The sequence below is a fragment of the Mycolicibacter virginiensis genome (assembly GCF_022374935.2).
GTDB classification, from domain to species: domain Bacteria; phylum Actinomycetota; class Actinomycetes; order Mycobacteriales; family Mycobacteriaceae; genus Mycobacterium; species Mycobacterium virginiense.
The window spans coordinates 3145389-3162161 of record NZ_CP092430.2 but is presented as its reverse complement, the minus strand read 5'-3'; the positions used below and the strand labels follow the sequence as shown (position 1 = coordinate 3162161).

The following is a 16773-nucleotide window of genomic DNA, read 5'->3' as shown; positions in this document are numbered from 1 at the left end:
GCTGTGCGCGGTAACGAGCCCACGCTGGGTCAGCTTGGAGAGTTTCCCATGATCGACCGGCTGGTGGCCGGGCGACGTCAGCCCGACACCACCCAGCTGGGTCCCGGCGACGATGCAGCGGTGGTGCGCTGCGCCGACGGCCGAGTGGCGATTTCCACCGACATGCTGGTCGAAGGCCGCCATTTCCGGCTGGATTGGTCGACCCCGCAGCAGGTCGGGCGCAAGGCGATCGCGCAGAACGCCGCCGATATCGAGGCGATGGGCGCGCGCCCCACCGCGTTCGTGGTCGGCTTCGGTGCTCCGGCGCACACCTTTGCCGCTGATGCCGCCGCACTGGCCGACGGGATGTGGGCCGAGGCGGAGCGCCTGGGTGCCGGTGTGGTCGGCGGCGATCTGGTGCAGGCCGACCGCTGGGTGGTGTCGGTGACGGTGCTGGGGGATCTGGCCGGCCGGGCCGCGGTGCTGCGGTCGGGGGCGCGGCCCGGGGCGACTCTGGCGGTGGCTGGAGCGCTGGGCCGTTCGGCGGCCGGGCTGCGACTGTGGGCAGACGGCCTGGACGCAACGGAATTCGCAGAGCTCAGGCGTCGCCACCTGGTCCCGGAGCCGCCGTACGGGCAGGGCGCCGCGGCCGCCGACGCCGGCGCCCAGGCGATGACCGATGTCTCCGATGGCCTGATCGCCGATCTGGGGCACCTGGCCGCCGCCTCGCAGACGACATTGGAGGTGTCCACGGCGGCGCTGGCGGCCGATTATCGAGCCTTGGCGCCTGCGGCCGCTGCGGTCGGCGCCGACGCGTGGTCGTGGATTCTGGGCGGGGGAGAAGACCACGCTCTGGTCGCCGCGTTTCCCGGAGAGTTGCCGCCCGGTTGGCGGGCCATCGGACAGGTGCTGCCCGGGCCGGCGGGCGTGCTGGTCGACGGAGCGGTGTGGGACGGGGAGACGGGCTGGCAGTCGTTTGATTCCAGCGCCCCATTACGTTGAGACACCATGACTGCTCGTCCACTTCCTGAACTTGTCGAAAGCGGTTGGGCCACTGCGCTGGCACCGGTAACCGATCACGTCGCCGCACTGGGGCAGTTTCTGCGCGAGGAGACGACGGCCGGTCACGGCTATCTGCCCGAAGGGCAGAACATCTTGCGTGCCTTCACGTTTCCGTTCGACAACGTCAGGGTGTTGATCGTCGGACAGGACCCGTACCCGACGCCCGGCCACCCGGTAGGCCTGAGCTTCTCGGTCGCGCCGGATGTTCGGCCGCTGCCGCGCAGTCTGGAGAACATCTTCACCGAATACACCGCGGATCTGGGCTACCCCAAGCCGTCCAACGGCGATCTGTCCGCGTGGGCGCAACGGGGTGTGCTGCTGCTCAACAGGGTGCTCACCGTGCGACCGGGCACGCCTGCGTCACATCGCGGCAAGGGTTGGGAGGCCGTCACCGAATGTGCGATCCGCGCTTTGGTGGCACGCAGTCAGCCGATGGTGGCGATCCTGTGGGGACGCGACGCCGGGACGCTCAAGCCGATGCTGTCGGATCGCTGCGTCGCGATCGAATCACCGCACCCGTCACCACTGTCGGCGTCGCGCGGGTTCTTCGGATCGCGGCCGTTCAGCCGCGCCAACGAGTTGCTGGCGCAGATGGGAGCCGAGCCGATCGACTGGCGACTGGAGTAGCGCGGTTCAGCGGGTCGCGCACATCGCCGAGGAGGCAGGGGTGTCCCTGCACTCGGCGAGAAAGAGCGGACTTAGCCGCGGACGACCTTGCCCGCCTTGATGCACGAGGTGCAGGCGTTCAGGCGCTGCTTGTTGCCGCCGGGACGCGCGGCGTGCACAACCTGAATGTTCGGGTCCCACCGACGGCTGGTCCGACGGTGCGAGTGGGATACCGACTTACCGAAGCCGGGGCCCTTTCCGCAGATATCGCACACGGCAGCCATATGTGACACTCCTCAAAACGTCTGCTTGAGGGCCAACGACCTCAGCGGGTGGCCCGACAACCTGATCAGGATACCCGCCCGGCGGGGCAACCACCAAAACGCCCCATCCCGGCTGGACGGACGTGACCTGTGCTGTCGCCCGGAGTGATTAGGCTTGCGGCCACCGGAGGTGGCGGCAGGAAGGTGGGTGCAGGTGGGCAACCCCGATCGTCGGCTGGATGCGGCGACCTTGCGGGACTGGGCGCACACCGCCGTCGGTGACCTGATCACCCACACCGACGAGATCAACCAGCTCAACGTCTTCCCGGTCGCCGATTCCGACACCGGGACAAACATGCTGTTCACCATGCGTTCGGCCCTGGCCGAGGCCAACACCGAGGCCGCCTCGGGCGAGGTGGGCCGGGTCGCGGCCGCCCTGTCATCCGGGGCGCTGCACGGTGCACGCGGCAACTCCGGGGTGATCCTGTCGCAGATCCTGCGCGGCCTGGCCGACGTGACGGCCCCCAACACCCCTGATACCGCGGTCAGCGTCATCGACTCCGCCCTGCTCGGCGCCGGCCTGCGGCACGGGGTCGAGCTGGTGGTCACCTCGATGGGCGGCCGCGAGGTCCCGGGCACCATCGTGTCGGTGTTGCAGGCTGCCGCTGCGGCCGTCGAACGGTGCGCGGCCGACGGAGCCGAGTTGGGCCCGGCGCTGGTGGCCGGTACCGACGCGGCCGCTCAGGCACTGGAGGCGACCACCGCGCAGCTCGACGTGCTCGCCGAGGCCGGGGTGGTCGACGCGGGCGGGCGTGGCCTGCTGGTGCTGCTCGACGCGCTGCGATCGACGATCACCGGGCAGGCTCCGGTGCGGGCGGTCTACCAACCCGCGCCGTGCCCGCGGCCGCCGGAAGCCGGCACCGAGGCTCCCGCGCCGCAGTTCGAGGTCATGTACCTGCTTGGCGAGTGCAGTCCCGAAGACACCGAAGCCCTGCGGGAGCGGCTGAATCAGCTCGGTGAATCTGTGGCCATCGCCACTTCGGGGGTGGTCGGCGGCTATTCGGTGCACGTGCACACCGATGACGCCGGCGCCGCCGTCGAAGCGGGCCTGGCCTTCGGCCGGCCGCGGCGCATCCAGATCTCGGCTCTGGCCGGTGCCGCCGGCCCGTCACCGGGCAGCTGGGCTCGGGAGCGTGCAGTGCTGGCCGTGGTCGACGGCGACGGCGCCGGGGCGCTGTTCGACTCCGAAGGTGCCTGCGTACTGCGGCCCGACCCGCACAGCGCCGAGCCGGTCATGATGGTCACCGCCCAGCAGCTGCTGCGGGCGGTCGTCGACACCGGCGCAGCGCAGGTGATGCTGCTGCCCAACGGCTATGTCGCCGCCGAGGAACTGGTGGCGGGCTGTACCGCGGCCATCGGCTGGGGAATCGACGTGGTGCCGGTGCCGACCGGTTCGATGGTGCAGGGGCTGTCGGCGTTGGCGGTCCACGATCCTGGCCGTCCGGTGGTCGATGACGGCTACACCATGGCCCGGGCTGCCGGCAGCACCCGGCTTGGATCGGTGCGGGTCGCCACCGAACAGGCGTTGACCTGGGCCGGTTCCTGCCGACCCGGTGACGGTCTGGGGATCGCCGGTGACGAGGTGCTGATTGTGGCCCGTAATGTCGGCGCCGCGGCGATCGGCCTGATCGACCTGCTGCTGGCGGCCGGCGGTGAACTGGTGACGGTGTTGTTCGGGGCGGGCATCGACGGGCTGGAAGAAGATGTCCTGGACGTCTTGGCCCGGCACGTGCATGACCAGCACCCGGGAACCGAACTGGCGACCTACTTCACCGGGCACCGGGGGGACGCGCTGCTGATCGGGGTCGAGTAACGATGGTCACCTCGGCCGATCGGCTGGATTTCATCGTCGGCTCTGATGCCGCCGACAAACTCGACGAATGCTTTGGCATCCGCACCGTCGGAGACCTGTTGCGGCACTACCCGCGAAGCTACGTCGAAGGCACCGGGGTGCGCGGCGCGGCGGACAGCCGCCCCGCCGAAGGCGACCACATCACCATCGTCGACACCATTAGTTCAGCGGTGCTCAAAGACATGCAGCGGCGCAACGGAAAATACCTCGCTGTCACCGTCGGTAGCGGCCGCAACAAGGTCAGCGCGACGTTTTTCAACCCCAAGGGCCTGCGCTGGCGGTTGACCCCCGGGACCCGGGTGATGCTGTCCGGTGAGGTCAAGCTGTTTCGGGGTGCGATCCAGCTGACCCATCCGGACTTCCTGGTGCTCAAGGAAGCCGATGGTGCAGCGCAAGAACGCAACTTCGGCAGCAGTTCGCTGCGCAACATCGCCGACGCATCGCAGAAGGTCAGCGGGCAGGTCAACCAGGCGGACTTCGAGCGCAGCTGCTACCCGATCTACCCGGCGACCGCGAAACTGCAGAGCTGGGACATCTTCAACTGCGTGCGGCAGGTGCTCGACGTCCTCGATCCGGTTCCGGACCCCCTGCCGGCTGCGGTGCGCACCGAACGGGATCTGCTCGGCGAAGACGAAGCGCTGCGCGCGATCCACCTCTCGGAGAATGCCGCCGAACGCGATCGCGCCCGCGCTCGGCTGGCCGTCGACGAAGCGTTCGGTCTGCAATGGGCGCTGGCGATGCGTCGAAACGGTGAATTATCCGAATCCGGGTCACCGGCACCGCGCCGCGACAACGGGATGGTCGCAGAACTGTTGCGGCGGCTGCCGTTCGAGCTGACCGCCGGACAACGCGACGTGCTGGGGGTGTTCGAAGGCGAACTGGCCGCCAGCCGTCCGATGAATCGGCTGCTGCAGGGCGAGGTCGGCTCGGGCAAGACGATCGTCGCGCTGCTGGCGATGCTGCAGCTGGTTGATGCCGGCTATCAGTGCGCCCTGTTGGCGCCCACCGAAGTCCTTGCTGCCCAACACGCCCGATCGATACGCGACATGCTCGGGCCGCTGGCGCTCGGCGGTCAGCTGGACGGGGCCGACGATGCCACCGCGGTGGCGCTGCTCACCGGCTCGATGTCCGCGGCCGCCAAGAAGCAGGCTCGCGCCGAGATCGCCAGCGGCCGGGCCGGCATCGTCGTGGGCACTCACGCCCTGCTGGTCGACGCGGTCGAATTCCACAACCTGGGCATGGTGGTCGTCGACGAACAACATCGATTCGGTGTTGAGCAGCGAGATCGGTTGCGCGCCAAAGCCCCCGACGGCATCACACCGCACCTGCTGGTGATGACCGCCACTCCGATTCCCCGCACGGTGGCGCTCACCGTATACGGCGATCTGGAGACCTCCACGTTGCGAGAGCTGCCCCGCGGCCGCCAGCCGATCGCGAGTTCGGTGATCTTCGTCAAGGAGACGCCGACCTGGCTGGATCGGGCTTGGGCGCGGATCCGCGAGGAGGTGGCGGCCGGCCGACAGGCCTACGTGGTGGCGCCCCGTATCGACGAGACCGATGAGCCGAGCAAACCCGGTTCAACCGATGAGGGTGGCCGAACCTCGGCCACCGCGGTGGGGTTATTCGATCAGCTGCGTGCCGGGCCGCTGTCGGGGTTGCGGCTGGGCTTGATGCACGGGCGGCTGACCGGGGACGAGAAGGACGCGGTGATGACGGCGTTCCGCAGCGGTGCGGTCGACGTGCTGGTCTGCACCACGGTCATCGAGGTCGGTGTCGACGTGCCCAATGCCACCGTCATGCTGATCGCCGACGCCGACTGGTTCGGTATCAGCCAGCTGCACCAGCTTCGCGGCCGGATCGGCCGCGGTGAGCACGCCAGCCTCTGCCTGCTGGTGACCTCCAGCGGTCCTGGGACCAAGGCGGGGCAGCGCCTGAAGGCCGTCGCGGGCACCTTGGACGGATTCGTCTTGGCCGATCTGGATCTGGCCGAGCGTGGTGAGGGAGATGTGTTGGGCCGCAACCAGTCCGGTTGGCGAGGCGGCCTCAAACTGCTGTCGCTGGCCGACCACGGCGAAGTGATCGAGGCGGCCCGCGCATTCTGCATGCGGGCCTGGGAAGCCAACCCGGACGATCCCGGATTGGCTACGCTCGCCGCGCATTTCACCGATATCGACTACCTGGACAAATCATGACCAGTCGTAAAACCCTGGTGTGGCTGGCCGTGGCTGCGGTGCTGGCCGTCGTCGTGGCCTATCAGACGGTGTCGGCCGTGGGCCATCGCAGTCGTGCCCTGGCGGCGCAGGCCGGCATGCCCACGGTGGCGGCCGGCGTCGATGTCCTGGCCGGCATCACCGTGGTTCCGGCCCGTATCCACCGCTACGACTACCGCCGTTCGGTGTTCGGCGACGCCTGGGACGACGACAACGACGCGCCGGGCGGGCACAACGGCTGTGATACCCGCGACGACATCCTCAACCGTGATCTGGTGGACATCACGCACGTGTCGACCAAGCGTTGCCCCAACGCGGTGGCCACCGGCACCCTGCACGACCCCTACACCAACGCCGTCGTCGCCTTCACCCGCGGCCCGAAGATCGGCGAGGCGGTGCAGATCGACCACATCGTGCCGCTGGCCTACGCCTGGGACATGGGCGCGTCGAGCTGGCCGTATCGGCAGCGATTGCGCTTCGCCAACGACCCTGCCAACCTCCTGGCGGTCGCCGGTCAGGGCAACCAGGACAAGGGCGATGCGGGTCCTGGGCAGTGGATGCCGCCGAATAAATCGTTCGCGTGCCAGTACGCCATCGCCTACATTGCGGTTCTGCGGGGCTACGCGCTGCGCCTGGACCAGCCGTCAGCCCACGTGCTGCGTGAGGCAGCGGCCACCTGCCCGACCGGATAGGGGAGCCGATGACGATCGACCACTGGCGCACTACGCCGACGCTGCCTGGCGCGCATGTGCTGTTGCGACCGACGGTGCTCGCCGACGTCGCCGGACTGGCCCAGGCCTTCGACACCGAGTGCACCCGTTACTTCCTCTACGGGCAGCACTCCGAGCCGCCCACCGAAGCGTCGGTGTCTGCGGCGCTGGCGTCAGAACAGCAGGTGTTGACTCAGGTCGAGGTCAGTACCGGCGAGATCGTCGGGACGACATCCCTCTACGACATGAGCGAGGTGGACCGCCGGGTGACGGTCGGCAGCACCTGGCTGGCACAGCGGGTGCGCGGGTCGGCGGTCAACTCCGAGTCGAAACTGCTGCTGCTCGACCACTGCTTCGGCGCCTTGGGTGCGGGCCGTGTGCAGTTCAACGTCGACAACCTCAACGAGCGCTCGCAGCGCGCGGTGGGGGCCATCGGCGCCACCCGGGAGGGTGAACTGCGAAACCATGCCCGCCGCCGCGACGGCTCCTTTCGCAACACGATCGTCTTCTCGGTGATCGAGCAGGAGTGGCCGCACCTGCGAGCCCGGTTGGTGGAGCGGATCAACCGCCGGGTGTTAGCGCGCTGAGGCGAGTGGGCGGATCGGCGGGGATCAGATACCGCTGTAGGTAAGCGGGTCTTCCCGCACCCGGGTGCCGTCGTTGAGGCCGCCCAGGCTCTCCATGTGCTCATCGGCCAGCTCGAAGCCGAACACGTCGAGGTTGGCCGCGATCCGCTCGGGTTGGGCCGACCGGGGGATCACCACGTTGCCCAGTTGCAGGCTCCACCGGATCAGCACCTGTGCCGGGGTCTTGCCGTACTCCCCGGCGATCGCCGTCACGGTCGGGTGGTCAAGCAACCGGCCCACCGCCAGCGGGCTGTAAGCCTGGGTGATGATGCCGCGCTCGGCATTGGCGGCGCGCAGTTCAGCCTGGTTGAGCAGCGGGTGTAGCTCGATCTGGTTGACCGATGGCGTCTCGAACGCCAGGTCGATCACGTCGTCGAGGTGGTTCGCGGTGAAGTTGCACACCCCGATGGACCGAGCCAGTCCCAGCTCCCGGGTCTGGATGAGTCCGCCGAAGCTGTCGACGTACATGCCCAGCGACGGTGCCGGCCAGTGGACCAGGTACAGGTCCACGTAGTCCATTCCGAGCCGCTCCAGGCTGGCCTTGCAGGCTTCGATGGCGGCGGTCAGGCCCTGGTCGGCGTTGGCCAGCTTGGTGGTGACGAACACCTCCTCGCGCGGGATCCCCGACGCGGCGATAGCCCGGCCCACCGCGGCCTCATTGCCGTACACCTTGGCGGTGTCGATCAAACGACAGCCCAGCTCGAGCGCCGTCGAGACCGCGCGCTCGGTCTCGGCTTCGGACAACTCGGCCACCCCGATGCCCAGCGTCGGCATCGTGCGGTCGTCGTTGAGGGTGACCGAGGGGATCGCAGTGCCCGACGTCATTTCACCTACCTGTGTAATCGAATGTTCGCGGATCGGGTCCCAATCGGGCGCCGTCGTCGAGCGAGGATATCTCGGCCATCTCCGACGTGCCGAGTTCGAAGTCGAAGACGTCGAAGTTGCCGACGATGCGCTCCGGGTGCACCGATTTCGGAATCACAATATTACCCAGTTGGATATGCCACCGAATCAGTACCTGCGCCGGTGTCTTTCCGCACCGGTGCGCCACCTCGGTAATCACCGGATGAGCCAGCAGCGAACCCCGCCCCAGCGGCGCCCAGGCTTCGGTGGCAATCCCGAGGCGGGCATGCGTCTCGCGCAGTTCGGGCTGGCTGAAGCGCGGGTGCAACTCGACCTGGTTGACGACGGGCACGATCCCCGTCCCGTCGATGAGCATCTTGAGGTGTTCGGGAGCGAAGTTGCTCACCCCGATCGACCGGATCCGGCCCTGATCCCGCAGATGGGCCAGTGCCCGGAAGGTCTCGACGAATTTGCCCGCGGCCGGCAGCGGCCAGTGGATCAGGTACAGGTCCAGAAAATCGAGGCGAAGTCGCTCCATGCTCTTGTCGAATGCTGCCAGCGTGGAGTCGTAGCCCTGGTCGGAGTTCCACACCTTGGTGACCACATACACCTCGTCACGCGGCAGGCCGGACGCCGCGACGGCCCGGCCGACCTCCCGCTCGTTGCCGTACAGGGCTGCGGTGTCGATATGGCGGTATCCGGCCTCCAGTGCGGTACGCACCGCCTGCTCGGTCTCAGCGGGCGAAATCTTGTAAACCCCGAAACCGACGCTGGGGATGGAATTACCGTCGTTGAGCGTGACTGAACGTGAGTTATCTTCAGCAGCCATGACACGAAGTCTGCCAGGCGGCTCCGGTTCCGGCCGGGGCGCGCGATGGACCGAACAGCTGCAGAGCACCCTGATGACGGTCGGTATGAAGGTGACGCCGATGCTGCCGATCGGGGTTCAGCGGATCATGACCGGCGGGCGCGCGGTGACCATCGACGGCAAGACCCTGGACCCCACCCTGCGGCTGACGCTGGCCGCGCAGCGCGCGATGGGCGTCAACGGCTTAGTCGTCGGCGAAGACGCGGTCGCCTCCCGCGCCAAGTTGCGCGAGACGTCCGCCGGGCTGGGCGGCGGCGAGATCCACGTCGATGTACGCGACATCGTATTGCCCGGCCCGGCCGGGGACATCGCCGCTCGGCACTACCGCCCGGTCGGTGGTGGCGCCAAGCCGTTGCTGGTCTTCTACCACGGTGGCGGGTTCGTGATCGGGGACCTGGACAGCCACGACGCGATCTGCCGACTGACCTGCCGAGACGGCGACATCGCGGTGCTGTCGGTCGACTACCGGCTGGCGCCCGAGCACCCCGCGCCGGCCGCGTTCGACGATGCCCTGGCCGCATTCCGCTGGGCCCATGACCACGCCGCGGAGCTCGGTGGGATTGCCGGGCGGGTCGCGGTCGGTGGCGACAGCGCCGGTGGCAACCTGGCCGCCGCGGTCGCGCTGCGGGCACGCGATGAAGGGGGACCGGCACCCGTTCTGCAGTGGCTGATCTACCCGGTCACCGACTGCACCGCCCAGACCCGTTCGCGCACCCTCTACGGCGACGGTTTTTTGCTGACCAAGCACGACATCGACTGGTTCACCGACCAATACGTCGGCCGCTCACAGCTGGACCCGACCGACCCGCTGGTATCGCCGCTGCTGGCCGGCGACCTGTCCGGCTTGCCGCCGGCACTGGTGGCCGTCGCCGGATTCGACCCGCTGCACGACGAGGGCGAAGCGTTCGCGGCGGCACTGCGCAAGGCCGGGGTTGTGGTGGACCTGCGGCAGATGCCGTCGTTGACCCACGCTTTCATCAACCTGTTTCCGCTGGGGGGCGGCAGCGCGACCGCGACCAGTGAGTTGATCTCGGCGCTGCGCGCGCACCTCAGCCGCGGCTGAGGTCCGGCGCTCACGCCGGTACGCTGAACCGCAAACCGACCACCGAACACGAGGACCAACCGACTGTGGCCAGCAAACCCAAACGCCCCGGCGCCTCCGGCTTGAGGGCCGGCGACCAGAAGCGCAACCTCGCAATGCAGATCGGCCTCGTCGCCATCGTGGTGGTCTTCGCGGTGGGGCTCATCGGCTACATCGTGGTGTCCAACGGTCACAAGAAGGGCGCCGGCGCAGGCGAGGCGATCCGGGTCACTTCCAGCAAGCTGGTCACCAAGGAGGGGACCGACGAGCCCAAGGCCGTGCTGACGTTCTACGAAGACTTCCTCTGCCCGGCCTGCGGCAACCTTGAGCGGGCGTTCGGCCCGACGGTGTCTCGGCTGATCGACAGCGGGGCGATCGCCGCCGACTACCACATGGTGGCGATCCTGGACCGGCCGCAGAACGATGACTACTCCTCGCGCGCCGGAGCCGCGGCCTACTGCGTCGCCGACGAGAACAACGACGCCTTCCGCCGGTTCCACACCGCGCTCTACACCGAGCAGCTGCAGCCGTCGGAGATCGGCACGGAATTCCCGGACAACAAGCGCCTGATCGAGTTGGCCCGCCAAGCCGGCGCTGCCGGCGGGGTTCCGGCGTGCATCAACAGCGGCAAGTACCTGAAGATGGTCGGCGGTATGGCTGCGGCCGGGGGCATTCACGCCACCCCCACGTTGCGCATCAATGGTGAGGACTACCGCCCTTCGACCCCGGAAGCCCTGGTCTCCAAGATCCGCGAGATCGTCGGCGACGTGCCCGGTATGGCCGTGCCGGCTCAGGAGTCGTGACCATCACGGCTCCGGCGGTCGAAGCGCCCGCCCAGGCGGTGCCGGTAGCGGCATCGCGGGCCTGGGCGGTGCTGATCGGCGGGGTCATCGGACTGGCCGCCTCCGTCACGCTGACCGTCGAGAAGATCAAGCTGCTCACGGACACCGGCTACGTGCCGTCGTGCAACCTCAATCCGGTGCTGTCCTGTGGATCGGTGATGGTCACCCCGCAGGCGTCCGTGCTGGGGTTCCCCAACCCGTTGATGGGGATCGTCGCCTTCACCGTGGTGGTCGTCACCGGCGTATTGACGGTCGCGAAAGTGCCGTTGCCGCAGTGGTATTGGACTGGGTTGACGGTGGGCACGCTGGCCGGCGCCGGCTTCGTGCACTGGCTGATCTTCCAGAGTCTGTACCGGATTGGCGCGCTGTGCCCGTATTGCATGGTGGTGTGGGCGGTCACCCTGTGCCTGCTGGTGATATTCGCAGCCCTAGCATCCGAGCAGGGTGGTATACGCAAAAATTTGCAGCTTTTGCACCGATGGCGTTGGACCATCGCTGCGTTATGGTTTATCGCGTTATTCCTGTTGATATTTATTCGGTTTCAGGATTACTGGATAACGCTGCTGTAGGGGTGGATTGTGATCTCCAAAGTGCTGGTGGCCAACCGCGGAGAGATCGCTGTCCGCGCGTTCCGGGCCGCCGTCGAACTCGGGGTCGGCACAGTGGCGGTCTACCCGTATGAGGACCGCAACTCGCTGCACCGGCTCAAGGCCGACGAGTCCTACCAGATCGGCGAAGAGGGCCATCCGGTACGCGCGTACCTGTCAGTCGATGAGATCGTCGGCACCGCAGTACGATGCGGGGCCGACGCCGTCTACCCCGGCTACGGTTTCCTTTCGGAGAATCCTCAACTGGCGCAGGCCTGTGCGGATGCGGGCATCACCTTCGTCGGTCCCAGCGCGGCAGTGCTGGCGCTGGCCGGCAACAAGTCTCGCGCGGTGGCCGCTGCGCGGGAGGCGGGACTGCCCGTGCTGGCGTCGTCGGCGCCCTCGTCCTCAGTCTCCGAACTGCTCGCCGCAGCCCAAGGCATGACGTTCCCACTGTTCGTCAAGGCGGTCGCCGGTGGCGGTGGTCGCGGGATGCGTCGGGTCGCCGACATCGACGGGCTGGCCGATGCGGTCGAAGCGGCCAGTCGGGAAGCGGATTCGGCGTTCGGCGACCCGCACGTCTACCTCGAGCAGGCGGTACTGAACCCGCGCCACATCGAGGTGCAGATCCTGGCCGATAACGACGGCAACGTGATCCACCTCTACGAGCGTGACTGCAGCGTGCAGCGCCGGCATCAGAAGGTCGTGGAGTTGGCGCCGGCGCCGAATCTCGATCCGGATCTGCGCGAGAAGATCTGCGCGGATGCCGTCGCGTTCGCGCGTCACATCGGCTACACCTGCGCGGGCACCGTGGAGTTCCTGGTCGACGAGCGCGGCCATCACGTGTTCATCGAGATGAACCCGCGCATCCAGGTGGAGCACACCGTTACCGAGGAGATCACCGACGTCGACCTGGTGTCGTCACAGCTGCGGATCGCCGCCGGTGAGTCGCTGGCGGACCTGGGTCTCTCGCAGGAATCGATCACGCTGCACGGGGCGGCGCTGCAATGCCGGATCACCACCGAGGATCCGGCCAACGGATTCCGGCCCGACACCGGACGGATCAGCGCCTACCGCAGCCCGGGCGGGGCGGGCATCCGGCTGGATGGCGGCACCAACCTCGGTGCGGAGATCAGCGCGCACTTCGATTCGATGCTGGTCAAGCTGACCTGTCGCGGTAAGGATTTCCCCACCGCGGTGAAGCGCGCGCGCCGGGCGATCGCGGAATTCCGAATCCGTGGGGTCGCCACCAACATTCCGTTCCTGCAGGCCGTGCTCGATGACCCGGACTTCTCCGCCGGGCGCATCACCACCTCGTTCATCGACGAGCGCCCGCAGCTGCTGACCGCGCGTTCCTCGGCCGACCGTGGCACCAAGATCTTGAACTACCTGGCGGATGTCACCGTCAACAGCCCGCACGGTACTCGGCCGTCGGCGGTGTACCCGCGTGACAAGCTGCCCGAGCTGGATCTGTCGGTGCCCCCGCCGGCGGGCTCCAAGCAACGGCTGGTCGAGCTGCGGCCAGAGGGGTTCGCCCGCTGGCTGCGGGACTCACGGGCGGTCGGGGTCACCGACACCACGTTCCGGGACGCCCACCAGTCGCTGTTGGCCACCCGGGTGCGCACCAGTGGGTTGGTCAAGGTGGCGCCGTACGTGGCCCACACCATGCCCCAACTGCTGTCGGTCGAGTGCTGGGGTGGCGCGACTTACGATGTGGCGCTGCGGTTTCTGAAGGAAGACCCCTGGGAGCGGCTGGCCGCGCTGCGCGAGGCGCTGCCCAACATCTGTCTGCAGATGCTGCTGCGCGGACGCAACACGGTCGGGTATACCCCGTATCCGGAGCTGGTGACTTCGGCGTTCGTGGAAGAGGCCACGGCAACTGGTATTGATATCTTCCGGATCTTCGATGCGCTCAACAACGTCGACTCGATGCTTCCGGCCATTGACGCGGTGCGCGAAACCGGGAGTGCGGTAGCCGAAGTCGCCATGTGTTACACCGGGGATCTGAGCAGTCCGGGCGAAACGCTCTACACGCTGGACTACTACCTGCGGCTCGCCGAGCAGATCGTGAACGCCGGCGCCCACGTGCTGGCGATCAAGGACATGGCGGGCCTGTTGCGTCCCGCCGCGGCAACCACATTGGTGAGCGCGTTGCGCAGTCGCTTCGACCTGCCCATCCACATACACACCCACGACACCGCGGGCGGTCAGCTGGCCAGCTACGTCGCCGCCTGGCAGGCGGGGGCGGATGCCGTCGACGGCGCGGCGGCGCCGCTGGCGGGCACCACCAGCCAGCCGGCGCTGAGCTCGATCATCGCCGCGGCGGCCCAGACCGACTACGACACCGGGATCTCGCTGGACGCGGTGGGCGACCTGGAGCCGTACTGGGAGGCGCTGCGAAAGGTGTACGCGCCGTTCGAATCCGGGCTTGCCGCACCGACCGGGCGGGTTTACCGCCATGAGATTCCCGGTGGCCAGCTGTCCAACTTGCACCAGCAGGCCAAGGCGCTGGGGTTGGCGGACCGGTTCGAGGACGTCGAGAACAACTATGCCGCCGCGGATGCCGTGCTCGGTCGGCTGATCAAGGTGACCCCGAGTTCGAAGGTGGTCGGTGATCTCGCGCTGGCCCTGGTCGGTGCCGGCGTCAGCGCCGACGAGTTCGCCGCTGATCCGTCCCGAGTCGATATCCCGGACTCGGTGATCGGCTTCCTGCGCGGTGAGCTGGGCGACCCGGCCGGTGGCTGGCCGGAGCCGTTGCGGACCAAGGCGCTACAGGGTCGCGGCCCGGCACGGGAGATGCAGCAACTCTCGGCCGACGACGAGGCGGTGTTGGCCAAGTCTGGACCGCAACGCCAGGCCCGCCTCAACCGCCTGCTGTTCCCCGGTCCCACAAAGGAATTCGAGTCGCATCGGGAGCTCTACGGCGACATCTCACGGCTGTCGGCCAACCAGTTCTTCTACGGCCTGCGTCAGGGCGAGGAGCATCGGGTCAAGCTGGAGCGCGGGGTGGAGCTGCTGATCGGGCTCGAGGCCATCTCCGAGCCGGATGAACGCGGCATGCGGACCGTGATGTGCATCATCAACGGTCAACTGCGGCCGGTCGAGGTGCGTGATCGCAGTATCGCCAGCGAGGTGCCGGTTGCCGAGAAGGCCGACCGCACCAAGCCGGGCCATGTCGCGGCACCGTTTGCCGGCGTGGTCACCATCGGGGTGGCCGAAGGAGAGCAGGTCACCGCCGGACAGACCCTGGCCACCATCGAGGCGATGAAGATGGAGGCGGCCATCACCGCGCCGGCCGACGGCACCGTCGCGCGGGTGGCCGTTTCCGGGACCGCGCAGGTCGAAGGCGGAGACCTGTTGGTGGTGCTGAGCTGACTCGCATTGTCGGGGGCGCGGCCGGTGGGCGACGCCTCGCCGTGCCGCCGCGCGGCACCCGGCCAACCACAGATCGGGTGCGCGAGGCGCTGTTCAATATGCTCGACTCCCGGATGGACCTGACCGGGATGTCGGTGTTGGACCTCTACGCGGGGTCGGGGGCGCTCGGCTTGGAGGCGCTGTCTCGCGGTGCCGGATCGGCACTGTTCGTCGAATCGGACCGCCGTGCCGCCGAGGTGCTGGCCGCCAATATCGCCGCACTGGGGCTGGCCGGTGCTGTGCTGCGCCGCGGCACGGTGGCCGCGGTGCTGGCCGGGGGGACTGAGACTCCGGTGGATCTGGTGCTGGCCGATCCGCCCTACGAGGTCGATGCCGCCGCCATTGACGCGCTGCCGGGGTTGTTGACCGCCGGCGGTTGGGTGGGTCCGGGCACCGTTGTGGTGATCGAACGGCCGTCGTCGAGTCCCGCGGTGTGTTGGCCGGACGGCTGGGAGGCGTGGCCTGATCGCCGGTACGGCGACACCCGCCTGGAGCTGGCGGAGCTCGAGTAGCGGCGATCGCAAGCGCGGCGAAGCCGGGCGCAGCGGGTCGCCGCAATTAAGTCAGCCCTGCTGCTAGCGTCGAGCACTATGAGTGGTGCGGTATGCCCCGGTTCCTTCGACCCTGTGACGTTGGGACATGTCGACATCCTGGAGCGCGCGGCCGCCCAGTTCGACGAGGTGGTGGCCGCCGTACTGGTCAATCCGTCGAAAAAGGGCATGTTCAGCCTGGACGAGCGCCTCGAGATGATCGCCGAAGCCACCGCGCATCTGCCCAATGTGCGCGCGGAGTCGGGTCAGGGCTTGGTGGTCGATTTCGTCCGGCAGCGCGGGCTGACCGCGATCGTCAAGGGCCTGCGCACCGGCACCGACTTCGAGTACGAGCTGCAGATGGCTCAGATGAACAAGCACATCGCCGGTGTCGACACGTTTTTCGTGGCGACCACACCGCGGTATTCGTTCGTATCGTCGTCGCTGGCAAAGGAAGTGGCGTCGATGGGCGGTGATGTCTCCGACCTACTGCCCGAACCAGTGAACCGCAGGCTGGCTGCCAAGCTGGCCGCGCGCTGAGCAGGCGCCGCCTACTGGGGCTGCCACCCCAAGCGGTGGTCAGTCGAGGCGCGCATCGCGGTGAAACCTCTGGTGCAGCCCAATATCCGTAGTGCCGCTTCGGCAATGGTCCACGGATAATCCGGCGGACAGCAGCCGTCGTCGGAGCGGCGGTTGATCACCGTCTCCACCAACCGGAACGACAGATCGTCGGCATCCGCGGGACCATCGTGCTCGGCGATCACCGCGCGCGACAGCTCTTGATAGTGACTGCGCAACTCGGCACGGCGCCGGCGGAAGGCGGCGAAGCGCTCGAGGCGAAGTTCGGGAAGCAGATAAAGAGTGCCCAAATTCCAGGCACCGCCGCACAATTGCGCGGTATCGGCGACGACGAGCGCGTGCAACCGGGGAGCGCTGGGCCCGCCCTCGGCCAGCAGCTCGGAGGCCAGCTGCACGGAGGGATCGACGGTGTCGGCCAGCAGGGCATCGAGGATGTCGTCTTTGGCGGCGAAGTGGTGATACAGCGAGGCCTGCCGAATCCCGACGCTCTCGGCGATGCGCCGGGTCGAGGTGGCGGCGTAGCCGACGGTGGTGAACAGCTCCGCCGCGGCGTCGAGGATCTCGTCGCGCGCGCTGCGCCCCGGCCTGCTGGAAGCCACCAGCCGCGGACGTCCTCGTCGATCGGTCTGCACGCCCTACTGCCTATCACGCGCTGAGGCCC

At 68.1% G+C, this 16773-nt stretch carries 16 protein-coding genes; 12 read left to right on the top strand and 4 right to left on the bottom strand.

The features are described from left to right. The first annotated feature begins 3 nt into the window (after window positions 1-3). Both MJO54_RS15325 and MJO54_RS15320 read left to right on the top strand, forming a co-directional pair. Window positions 4-981 (top strand): thiamine-phosphate kinase, encoded by a 978-nt coding sequence (locus tag MJO54_RS15325; protein ID WP_275564461.1) that lies wholly within the window; start codon window positions 4-6, stop codon window positions 979-981. A gap of 6 nt (window positions 982-987) precedes the next feature. After that, a complete protein-coding gene (locus MJO54_RS15320) occupies window positions 988-1668 on the top strand; it encodes a uracil-DNA glycosylase (protein ID WP_105295272.1) in 681 nt (226 codons plus the stop codon). Window positions 1669-1739: 71 nt separating this feature from the next. Here MJO54_RS15320 and rpmB read toward each other — a convergent pair whose 3' ends face one another. After that, a complete protein-coding gene (rpmB, locus tag MJO54_RS15315) occupies window positions 1740-1931 on the bottom strand; it encodes a 50S ribosomal protein L28 (RefSeq protein WP_024443272.1) in 192 nt (63 codons plus the stop codon). 193 nt (window positions 1932-2124) lie between these two features. On the opposite strand from rpmB, the gene MJO54_RS15310 reads away from it, so the two are divergent. Genes MJO54_RS15310 through MJO54_RS15295 form a run of 4 tightly spaced genes read left to right on the top strand, consistent with a single transcriptional unit; the run spans window position 2125 to window position 7329 of the window. Beyond that, the gene (locus tag MJO54_RS15310; protein ID WP_046284810.1) at window positions 2125-3783 is read left to right on the top strand and encodes a fatty acid kinase ATP-binding subunit FakA; all 1659 of its coding nucleotides are present in this window, start codon (window positions 2125-2127) and stop codon (window positions 3781-3783) included. 2 nt (window positions 3784-3785) lie between these two features. Then, window positions 3786-6014 carry an ATP-dependent DNA helicase RecG gene (recG, locus tag MJO54_RS15305; RefSeq protein WP_105295271.1) on the top strand — a complete coding sequence of 743 codons (2229 nt, stop codon included), beginning with the start codon at window positions 3786-3788 and terminating at the stop codon, window positions 6012-6014. Next, window positions 6011-6724, top strand: coding sequence for an HNH endonuclease family protein (locus MJO54_RS15300; RefSeq protein ID WP_046284786.1), 714 nt, complete (start codon window positions 6011-6013; stop codon window positions 6722-6724). The genes recG and MJO54_RS15300 overlap by 4 nt, the downstream gene beginning before the upstream one ends. A gap of 8 nt (window positions 6725-6732) precedes the next feature. After that, window positions 6733-7329: a GNAT family N-acetyltransferase gene (locus MJO54_RS15295; RefSeq protein WP_046284787.1), complete on the top strand. Its 597-nt coding sequence runs from the start codon at window positions 6733-6735 to the stop codon at window positions 7327-7329. A gap of 24 nt (window positions 7330-7353) precedes the next feature. Here the strand turns inward: MJO54_RS15295 and MJO54_RS15290 are convergent, their stop codons facing one another. Both MJO54_RS15290 and MJO54_RS15285 read right to left on the bottom strand, forming a co-directional pair. Next, a complete protein-coding gene (locus MJO54_RS15290; RefSeq protein WP_046284788.1) occupies window positions 7354-8193 on the bottom strand; it encodes an aldo/keto reductase in 840 nt (279 codons plus the stop codon). Between the two features lies 1 nt (window position 8194). Further along, window positions 8195-9040 carry an aldo/keto reductase gene (locus tag MJO54_RS15285; protein WP_046284789.1) on the bottom strand — a complete coding sequence of 282 codons (846 nt, stop codon included), beginning with the start codon at window positions 9038-9040 and terminating at the stop codon, window positions 8195-8197. Between MJO54_RS15285 and MJO54_RS15280 the strand changes: the two genes are divergently transcribed. The 6 genes from MJO54_RS15280 (at window position 9039) to coaD (ending at window position 16073) form a co-directional block, all read left to right on the top strand. Further along, window positions 9039-10142: an alpha/beta hydrolase gene (locus tag MJO54_RS15280; protein ID WP_046284790.1), complete on the top strand. Its 1104-nt coding sequence runs from the start codon at window positions 9039-9041 to the stop codon at window positions 10140-10142. The genes MJO54_RS15285 and MJO54_RS15280 overlap by 2 nt on opposite strands. 65 nt (window positions 10143-10207) lie before the next feature. Further along, the gene (locus MJO54_RS15275) at window positions 10208-10963 is read left to right on the top strand and encodes a DsbA family protein (RefSeq protein ID WP_046284791.1); all 756 of its coding nucleotides are present in this window, start codon (window positions 10208-10210) and stop codon (window positions 10961-10963) included. Window positions 10964-10965: 2 nt separating this feature from the next. Next, complete coding sequence (locus MJO54_RS15270; RefSeq protein WP_233428774.1) at window positions 10966-11571, top strand: vitamin K epoxide reductase family protein; 606 nt, start codon at window positions 10966-10968, stop codon at window positions 11569-11571. A 9-nt stretch (window positions 11572-11580) separates the two neighbouring features. Beyond that, window positions 11581-14964, top strand: a complete 3384-nt coding sequence (locus MJO54_RS15265; RefSeq protein ID WP_105295270.1) for a pyruvate carboxylase — start codon at window positions 11581-11583, stop codon at window positions 14962-14964. Then, the gene (gene rsmD, locus MJO54_RS15260) at window positions 14961-15515 is read left to right on the top strand and encodes a 16S rRNA (guanine(966)-N(2))-methyltransferase RsmD (protein WP_082108285.1); all 555 of its coding nucleotides are present in this window, start codon (window positions 14961-14963) and stop codon (window positions 15513-15515) included. The genes MJO54_RS15265 and rsmD overlap by 4 nt, the downstream gene beginning before the upstream one ends. A gap of 78 nt (window positions 15516-15593) precedes the next feature. After that, window positions 15594-16073 carry a pantetheine-phosphate adenylyltransferase gene (coaD, locus tag MJO54_RS15255; RefSeq protein WP_046284795.1) on the top strand — a complete coding sequence of 160 codons (480 nt, stop codon included), beginning with the start codon at window positions 15594-15596 and terminating at the stop codon, window positions 16071-16073. Window positions 16074-16084: 11 nt separating this feature from the next. On the opposite strand, the gene MJO54_RS15250 is transcribed toward coaD, so the two are convergent. After that, window positions 16085-16711, bottom strand: coding sequence for a TetR/AcrR family transcriptional regulator (locus tag MJO54_RS15250; protein WP_275451976.1), 627 nt, complete (start codon window positions 16709-16711; stop codon window positions 16085-16087). Window positions 16712-16773: the final 62 nt, after the last annotated feature.